The following is a 7,646-nucleotide window of genomic DNA, read 5'->3' as shown; positions in this document are numbered from 1 at the left end:
GATTCGTATCCCGCTCGGGCGACCAGCCAGCCGGCCAGCAGCAACACTGCCGACAGCGCGGCCAGTTGCAGTTCGCGGACCTGCCACAGTTTCTCGGGACCAGCCTGCGGCTCGGTGTCGTCCTGGGGTCCGCAGCATGCGTCAGACACGGTCAGCCTCCGTGCGCACAGAAGTTCCGAGCACCGCGGCGGTCAAGGCACGGCCGCGCTCAGTCAGCCGGTACATCACCAGGCGTCCGTTGCGGCGCGAGACCACCATGTCGGCGACCTTGAGTTGACGCAGGTGATGGGACACCAGGTTTTGCGGGGCCCCGACCACCCAGGCCATGTCGCAGACACACATCTCCTCACCGTCATGCAGGGCCGCGGCGATCGTGAGGCGTGTGGGGTCGCCCAGGGCGCGAGCGGCGGCGGCGGCGGGTTCGACCCGCTCCAGGCCTGGGAGGGCGGTGCGGATCGCCTCGGCGTGCGGCAGGTCCAGGCACAGCAGGTCGCAGGCATCTACCGATTGCTCGTCCATACTCACATCCTAATGTATGTTGATATGTCTAAGGAAGGACGTCTGCATGGCCCGTTCCAGGCGTATTTTGCTCACCGCGTTTGTCATCGCCGCCCTGGCGATCGGCGTTCTGGTCTACCTGTCGGCGCGTGATCGCGGGCCGACCACCGCGCAGCGGCCAGAGACCAGCGAGGCCGTCGGGCAGGTGGTGCGCGAGAACAGCCGCCGGCTGAACACGGTGGCGGGCAGCGACGTGACGTTCGTGGAGTTTCTCGACTTCGAATGCGAGGGCTGCCGTGCGCTCTACCCGGTGATCGAACAGCTGCGGGGCGAATACGGAGACCGGGTGAACTTCGTGATCCGCTACTTCCCACTACAGGCACACGTCAACGCCGAGCGGGCCGCGCGGGCGGTGGAAGCTGCCGCCCAGCAGGGCCAATTCGAGGCGATGTACAAGAAAATGTATGACACCCAGGCGCAATGGGGTGAGAAGCAGACCCCGGCCGACAATGTCTTCCGTGGATTTGCCGCAGAACTCGGCCTGGACATGGCCGCCTTCGACGCGGCCTACGCCGATCCGGCGACACTGGAGCGCGTCCGGCTCGATGTGGCCGATGGTCGAGCATTGGGCGTGCAGGGCACCCCGACATTTTTCCTCAACGGCACTCGTTTCCAGCCCCGAAGCTACGAGGACGTGACCGCAGCACTCGACAAGGCGCTCGCCGAATAGGACCGCCCGTACCGAAAGCACACCGTCAGCACTCGGCCAGCTCTGCACCCGGACAGGAGGACTCACCCCGATGCCTATCACCGCGCTCGCCCTTTACTTGGTCTTCGCCCTGTTGGGGTTCGGCTGGCGCAGCTGGACCCAGTACCGTCACACCGGTTCGACCGGATTCCGCGGGATCAACGGCCGCCCCGGCTCACTGGAATGGTTGGCCGGGGCAGGGTTCATCGCCGCCATCCTCGCGGGCCTCGCCGCGCCCCTGCTGCAACTACTCGGCATCCTCGACCCGGTCGGTACCCTGGAGGTGCCGTGGATCCAGACAACCGGCACGGTCCTGGCGGTCGCGGGGATCGGTGCGACCCTCTACGCCCAACGCGACATGGGTGCGTCGTGGCGCATCGGCGTCGACCCCAGTGAGACCACACCGTTGGTACGCCACGGCGTGTTCAGCCTGGCGCGCAACCCGATCTTTACCGCAATGCTGACCTTCGCCGCCGGCATCACCCTCATGACCCCCAATCCACTTGCGTTGGCCGCGTTCGGGGCGCTGGCGGTCACGATCGAACTGCAGGTCCGCGTGGTCGAAGAGCCCTACCTGACCGCCACTCACGGCCAGGCCTACCGCGACTACTGTGAGACTGTCGGCCGGTTTGTTCCCCACATCGGACGTGCCTGATCGTCTGGCCGGTGACGCGAGGTGAGCCCATGGCAACATCAGATGATCACACCGCCCGCTGGAACCGGTACTGGGACAAGAAATCCCGCACCTACGACCGCGAGATCGGATTCTTCGACCGCCACCTATTCGGCGATTCCCGCGACTGGGTCTGTAAGCAGGCCGCCGGCGACGTTCTGGAAGTAGCGATCGGCACCGGACTCAACTTGTCCTTCTACCGCAATGACGTCACGCTGACAGGGATCGACTGGAGCGAGCAGATGCTCGATCTCGCCCGCCAGCGCGCCGCCGACCTCGGGCGCACCGCCACCCTGCAACGGGCCGACGCCCACCACCTGCCGTTCGACGACGCCAGCTTTGACACCGTGGTCTGCACCTTCGGGCTGTGCGCCATCCCCGACCACACCCAAGCGCTCGCCGAAATGGCCCGGGTACTGCGCCCAGGTGGCCAGCTCATCCTGGTCGACCACATCCGCAGCAGTGCGGCCCCCGTGCGGGCCGTACAGCGGTTTCTGGAACTGTTCACTGTTCCCCTAGGCGGCGAACATTTCCTGCGCCGCCCGCTCAACCACATTCGGTCGGCCAGCGACCTCGACGCCGACCGCGTGGAGCGGTTCACCCTTGGGCTCGTCGAACGCGTTGTCGCCCGCAAAATCCCATAAGCTGACCTGCAATGCGGCGGCAAGCCCGACCTGGACACCATCACCCAACAAGCCGCACATGACCGAATTCATCACCGGCAGTGCCGCACTCACCGAATCCAGCGATCGCGGAATCCCCAACGCCACCGATCCGACGCGTGCCGATCTCCTCGCTCAGCACCCAAAACCGAGTTGGATGACAACCCTCCGATGTACCTCTGGCGTGAACGATTGTTGGTCTGCCCTGGCACCAGGCTCAACGCATGCCAGCAGACCACCCGTAGGTGTCCCGGCCCTCGTCGCTCATGTGTGTTCTCGAACCGCGCTGCTCAGGCAGGCAAGAACGTGGCGTAGTTCATTCTGTCGGTGACGAGGGCGTCGCGGTCGTCTGTTCGGGGCCGCTGAGAATAGGTTTCACGTTGGCGCCGCGGGCCAGCCGCCACATGCCAAACCAGGCGACAGGGGCCAGCGCTATCACTGTCCACATCCCTGGAACGTAGTGCCAGGCAACATCGCTGAACCAGGGGAACACAAGGAAGTGCGCCAGCTCGGTGACACCCATGGAAGCAAAGAACGTCCACGCCAAGTAACGCCCGAACCGCAAGCCGCGTGCCATCAGGAATGGCACCACTAGCCATGCGCCGACCGAAAGGGCCAGCAGCAGCACGAGCGGAGGCGACGACAGTTCCGGTGTCGGCAACCCTGTTACTTCGGCCAGGAACCGGAAGAACCCCATCCGGTTCTCCTCGACGCGGTGCAGCGCGAATAGCAGCAGGGCGACCCAGTACGGCACCTTGATATCGGCCCAGGACCCGCGCGATGGCACCAGGAGCCACAGCAGCAGCCCGCCCACGAACCCGGCGGTGAAGACCAGCATAGTGAGCAGACCGAATGCCAGATATCCGAGCCCGAGTATCGCCGCGGTGAACGCCGCAGCGGCCAGGACCGTTGACACCGGTTTGCTCCCCTGCCCATCCACCGTAGTAGCCGAGCTCATCGCCGAAACCTCCCGGCACCGGCCACGCTGCCGATTCGGGCTGCCGGTTGCACCGCCCGTAGCGTCATATGCGTATCCTTGCATGCGTATGGTCACAGCGGAAGGAAGTGTCCGCGGCGGCGGGCTGTAGCGGTCGTCCATTTGGTTTTGTTTGCGACAGGGCTCAGATGGCGCAGTTATCCGCCGCAGTGCCGACCCGAGGAACTCAATTATCTAGCGCCAGGATGCTTTTCGGAGTCGATTGCCTAGCTTGCACGGGCTTTGAGTGGCAGACGCACAGAAGTGCGAAGGCGTAGGCTTCGCCCCATGACCGCCCAGAATGGCTCTATTGGCCCTCCCGAGGGAGCTGTCCACGTCGATGCCTGGGAAGGGCCGGCGGACGACCGCTTCCGATTCTTCCGAGGCACTCGCCGTGGTGAGCGTGCGGCCGTGGAGATTGTTGGGTTCCAGTTCGCCGACGGGCGCGTTGAGCGAGTGGCTCACCTTCATGCTGACCATATAGATCTGAAGGTGACCGACATCGAGAGTCTCGTCGCAGACCTGTCGGCTGCCAGAGATGAAATCCAGAGCCTGGAGAAGGATTGACGTTACGGCGTCAGCATTGAAAACGCCTCTTACACAGGGCTGGTGCCCACCGCGGCAAGCAGGGACCATCAGGCTGACTACCGGGTGCGTATCCCGCAGAAGGCGCGCGCTTTCGCAACCGCAGCACATTAGACGTTTCGTTTCCGCACCAGCGATTTGCGGATTGAGGTCCTCGACAAAGAGGGCATTTCCAGGGTTCGTCGTGAGCTCATGGATCCGATCCTCGCGCCGCCCACTGCGTGGTCGGCGCAATGTGGGCCAGGCGCCCCCGGGAACAACACCCTCGGCGAGGCGGTGGGTGAAATAGCCGGTGCCGCAAACCACATCGAGAACATCAGCGCCGGGCCCCGCGCCGCTGGCGATCACCAGCTCACCCCAGATTTGGGCGCGGCGGCCGAGAAACGCGATGTCGGTCAATGATTCATACAGGTAGGGATGTCGGACCAACCCGCGATCGTCATCATCGGCGATGCTGGCGTGCGGTTTGAGACTCAAAGCCATCGAGGATGCTCCCGGTGATCCACGCTTACCCCGCCGACAACGACAACCCCGCCGAGCAACACCGCCACAACCAGGACTCCCCCGCCACAGAACATCGCCACTGACTCAGCCAGCACCGATAATGCTCAGGCGCATAGGTGGGTCAACACTCGAAGAACCAACGCGGGTCAACTTCCAGAAACCACGAAGCCTTCCCGGGAATTGCTGGCATCAACGGACCCGATCCGACCACGCTCACACAGGCCCATGCCAGCACTCGGATGTCGGCGCGACAATGCGTTCCAGCCGGGCACGAGCACCACATACCGTTCTAGATTGCCTTGTGACCCACAGTAACCCGTCGCAGGCACCGCGAATCTACTATTTTAGATAGTACTATCCTGAAGCGTAGATCCGCGATCGCTCGCCCGGAATCAAAGGGATGCCATGACCTCTCCAACCGCGATCACTGCGCGCGTGCATTCACTGAATCGCCCCAACATGGTGGCGGTGGGCACCATCGTATGGTTGTCCAGTGAGTTGATGTTCTTTGCGGGCCTGTTCGCGATGTACTTCACCGCCCGCGCCCAGGCAGGTGAAAATTGGCCACCACCTCCTACCGAGCTGAACCTCGCGCTGGCCGTCCCGGTCACCCTGGTTCTCATCGCCTCGTCGTTCACCTGCCAGATGGGCGTATTCGCCGCTGAACGAGGTGACGTCTTCGGGCTGCGCCGCTGGTATGTCGTGACATTCGTGATGGGATTGTTTTTCGTGCTCGGCCAGGGCTACGAATATCTCAATCTGGTCGACGAGGGCACCACGATGGCCAGCAGCGCCTACGGTTCGGTGTTCTACATCACGACCGGATTCCATGGCCTGCATGTGATTGGCGGCCTGGTCGCCTTCATCTTGTTGCTCGCCCGCACAAAGATGAGCAAGTTCACCCCGGCGCAGGCAACCGCTGCCATTGTGGTGTCCTACTACTGGCATTTCGTCGACATTGTGTGGATAGCCCTGTTCGCCACCATCTACTTCGTTAGGTGATCCCGCAATAGGGCGCGGTGACCGGGCGTGCACGGTCTCACTGCCCTTTGCCGCCACCGAGAGCGCAGAACCGCACAGCACCACGACGACTGACCGTGCGGGGCTACCCCGCACGGTCATAGGGTGGTTCAACGATGGCAGAGCAACGTGATCACAACAGGTGCGCCAGTGATCATCGTCAACGTCCCCGACAGCGCCAGGCGGTGGACGAATTGCGACATCCATCCGACGGGTGTGCTCAAGCGAACGGCGCGAGCGGTCACGGCGGTGGCGGCGGCCCCCAGCGTGACACCCGCTACTACTGGGGAATGCCCGGCCAGCCGGGCCAGCCCGCTCAACAGCGGCTCGCGCCCGTGGCGCCGCGCGGCGGAGTCGTCGGCGCGCATCTCAACTAACGCGCCGACCGCGTGTACCGACGCCGAAAACAAGGGAAGGCGTGGCATCGCAGTCGCCAACGCCCGCAGCAGCATGAGCAACTCGGTGTGGCGACCCGCTACGTGGGCCTGCTCATGGGCGAGCAGCGCGGCCAATTCGTCGTCGTCAAGAGTCTGGACGGCGCCGGAGGTGACCACAATGGTGTGCGGTCGGCCTGCCACGCAGTACGCAGTGGGCTCGTCGGTCAGTAGGACCACCACCCTGGGGTCGTCTGTGGCCAAACCGGCAATGCGCGCCGCATCAGCATGTTCGCGGCTGCGCCTGCAGAACTGTCGTAGCGTCCCGATCACACGCCGCGCCACGATCGCTGAGGTGGCCAGCGCCGCCGCGCCGACCACCACCAAGGCCACATGACCTGCCCATCCCACATGGTTGAGCGCCAGAAGCATGTCCAGGCAGTACCTCACCCGTCCGGCGGGATGGACTGAGGCAAGTTCGCGCAACACGGTGAACCCTGCCGCAAGCCACACCCCCACGGCGAGGCCAATCACCGTTAACCACACCGTCACCGACAGCCGTGGACTGCGGCCACTGCGGGTCAGCCGGTTGAGTACGGGAGGACCCTGCCAGGTCAACACCGCGCCGTACAGCAAGAGGCAGAAGGCGGCGTTCATGACGGTGGACGTCGACGCGCCGCTTTGCGCAAAGCAGCGCGAATCTGGGCAGACTCTTCGTCGTTGATCTTGGTGAGAAAGAAGTTCAGAACAAGGTCGGCGTCTCCACCGGTGTGCAACGCCTCCCGCATGAGGTCGGCCGAACGTTCCTCACGCGTCATCGCCGGCCAGTAGCTGTAGGCCCTGCCCACCCGCTCGCGTTTCAACCAACGTTTGCGGTGCAAGTTATCCATGGTGGACATCACCGTCGTGTAAGCGATATCGCGCTGCTGCGATAACTCGTCGAATACGTCACGCACTGTTACCGGTTCGGCGTAGGACCACACCGTGTCCATGACAACAGCCTCCAAGTCGCCAAATCCTCGCTGCTGGCCCAGAACGACCACTCCCATCCCCTCGTGCCGTGCCGGCAAGACGCCGTTGCTGTGAGGCTAGCGGCTCGCCGTGCCTTGCACCATCGCTGGCCCCACCCCACACGCTGCTGCGCCGTCGCCGCAGAACCCCGAACATCACCTCACCCACGTTCTGCACTGGTGAGGTACAACTACGCACTTCGCTAGTAGGTGGTGAGCGCCCTTGCTCGAAACCCCCGAAGGCACGACATCTCGCCCCACAGCCGTGACCGGTGAAAGCGCACCCGGCGCCGACATGACGAATTCAGCGCGCAGCGCTTTGCGCGCCCGCCGGACAACAACTTACGTACAACCTGCGTAGATGGCGGTGTCGGATGTGAGCCAGCGCTCAGGATCGGGGTGGGCTAGCGATAGACTTCCGCACAGGTTTGGCAATCGCAATCCCACGCGATCATCTGAGCATGTAGCCGACGCCGCGCACGGTGTGGATCATCGGCTCGCGGTCGGTATCGACCTTTTTGCGCAGGTAGGAGATGTAGAGGTCGACGATGCTGGACTTCCCGCCGAACCCGTAATTCCACACCCGGTCCAGGATC

Annotated in this window: 10 protein-coding genes; 4 read left to right on the top strand and 6 right to left on the bottom strand. The window is 63.9% G+C overall.

Annotation, left to right across the window (positions count from 1 at the left end; translation table 11 throughout):
• Positions 1 to 141: 141 nt before the first annotated feature.
• On the bottom strand, positions 142 to 519 hold the full coding sequence (locus TX88_RS17975; RefSeq protein WP_019343368.1) for an ArsR/SmtB family transcription factor: 378 nt from the start codon (positions 517 to 519) through the stop codon (positions 142 to 144).
• 46 nt (positions 520 to 565) lie between these two features.
• Here TX88_RS17975 and TX88_RS17970 point away from each other — a divergent pair, with 46 nt between their 5' ends.
• The 3 genes from TX88_RS17970 to TX88_RS17960 all read left to right on the top strand — a co-directional run bounded on the left by TX88_RS17970 (position 566) and on the right by TX88_RS17960 (position 2,563).
• Entirely contained in the window at positions 566 to 1,228 is a 663-nt protein-coding gene (locus TX88_RS17970; RefSeq protein ID WP_019343367.1) for a DsbA family protein, read from the top strand.
• A gap of 70 nt (positions 1,229 to 1,298) precedes the next feature.
• A complete protein-coding gene (locus TX88_RS17965; protein WP_019343366.1) occupies positions 1,299 to 1,901 on the top strand; it encodes a methyltransferase family protein in 603 nt (200 codons plus the stop codon).
• A 29-nt stretch (positions 1,902 to 1,930) separates the two neighbouring features.
• Positions 1,931 to 2,563: a class I SAM-dependent methyltransferase gene (locus TX88_RS17960; RefSeq protein WP_019343365.1), complete on the top strand. Its 633-nt coding sequence runs from the start codon at positions 1,931 to 1,933 to the stop codon at positions 2,561 to 2,563.
• Positions 2,564 to 2,897: 334 nt separating this feature from the next.
• Here the strand turns inward: TX88_RS17960 and TX88_RS17955 are convergent, their stop codons facing one another.
• Together TX88_RS17955 and TX88_RS34295 are read right to left on the bottom strand one after the other, a co-directional pair.
• Positions 2,898 to 3,497 (bottom strand): hypothetical protein, encoded by a 600-nt coding sequence (locus tag TX88_RS17955; RefSeq protein ID WP_234713578.1) that lies wholly within the window; start codon positions 3,495 to 3,497, stop codon positions 2,898 to 2,900.
• A gap of 255 nt (positions 3,498 to 3,752) precedes the next feature.
• The gene (locus TX88_RS34295; protein WP_131722456.1) at positions 3,753 to 4,625 is read right to left on the bottom strand and encodes a hypothetical protein; all 873 of its coding nucleotides are present in this window, start codon (positions 4,623 to 4,625) and stop codon (positions 3,753 to 3,755) included.
• A gap of 426 nt (positions 4,626 to 5,051) precedes the next feature.
• On the opposite strand from TX88_RS34295, the gene ctaE reads away from it, so the two are divergent.
• A complete protein-coding gene (gene ctaE / locus TX88_RS17940; RefSeq protein WP_019348597.1) occupies positions 5,052 to 5,648 on the top strand; it encodes an aa3-type cytochrome oxidase subunit III in 597 nt (198 codons plus the stop codon).
• A 128-nt stretch (positions 5,649 to 5,776) separates the two neighbouring features.
• On the opposite strand, the gene TX88_RS17935 is transcribed toward ctaE, so the two are convergent.
• The 3 genes from TX88_RS17935 to TX88_RS33885 form a co-directional block, all read right to left on the bottom strand.
• A complete protein-coding gene (locus TX88_RS17935) occupies positions 5,777 to 6,697 on the bottom strand; it encodes a M56 family metallopeptidase (RefSeq protein WP_019348596.1) in 921 nt (306 codons plus the stop codon).
• Positions 6,694 to 7,089, bottom strand: a complete 396-nt coding sequence (locus TX88_RS17930; protein ID WP_043370820.1) for a BlaI/MecI/CopY family transcriptional regulator — start codon at positions 7,087 to 7,089, stop codon at positions 6,694 to 6,696. Before TX88_RS17930 ends, TX88_RS17935 begins: the two co-directional genes overlap by 4 nt.
• A gap of 412 nt (positions 7,090 to 7,501) precedes the next feature.
• A complete protein-coding gene (locus tag TX88_RS33885; RefSeq protein WP_409365883.1) occupies positions 7,502 to 7,642 on the bottom strand; it encodes a winged helix-turn-helix domain-containing protein in 141 nt (46 codons plus the stop codon).
• Positions 7,643 to 7,646 lie beyond the last annotated feature (4 nt).

This window comes from Mycolicibacterium septicum DSM 44393 (assembly GCF_000455325.1).
GTDB lineage: Bacteria > Actinomycetota > Actinomycetes > Mycobacteriales > Mycobacteriaceae > Mycobacterium > Mycobacterium septicum.
Note: the sequence above shows the minus strand (reverse complement) of the source record. Positions and strands in the feature narration are given on the sequence as shown.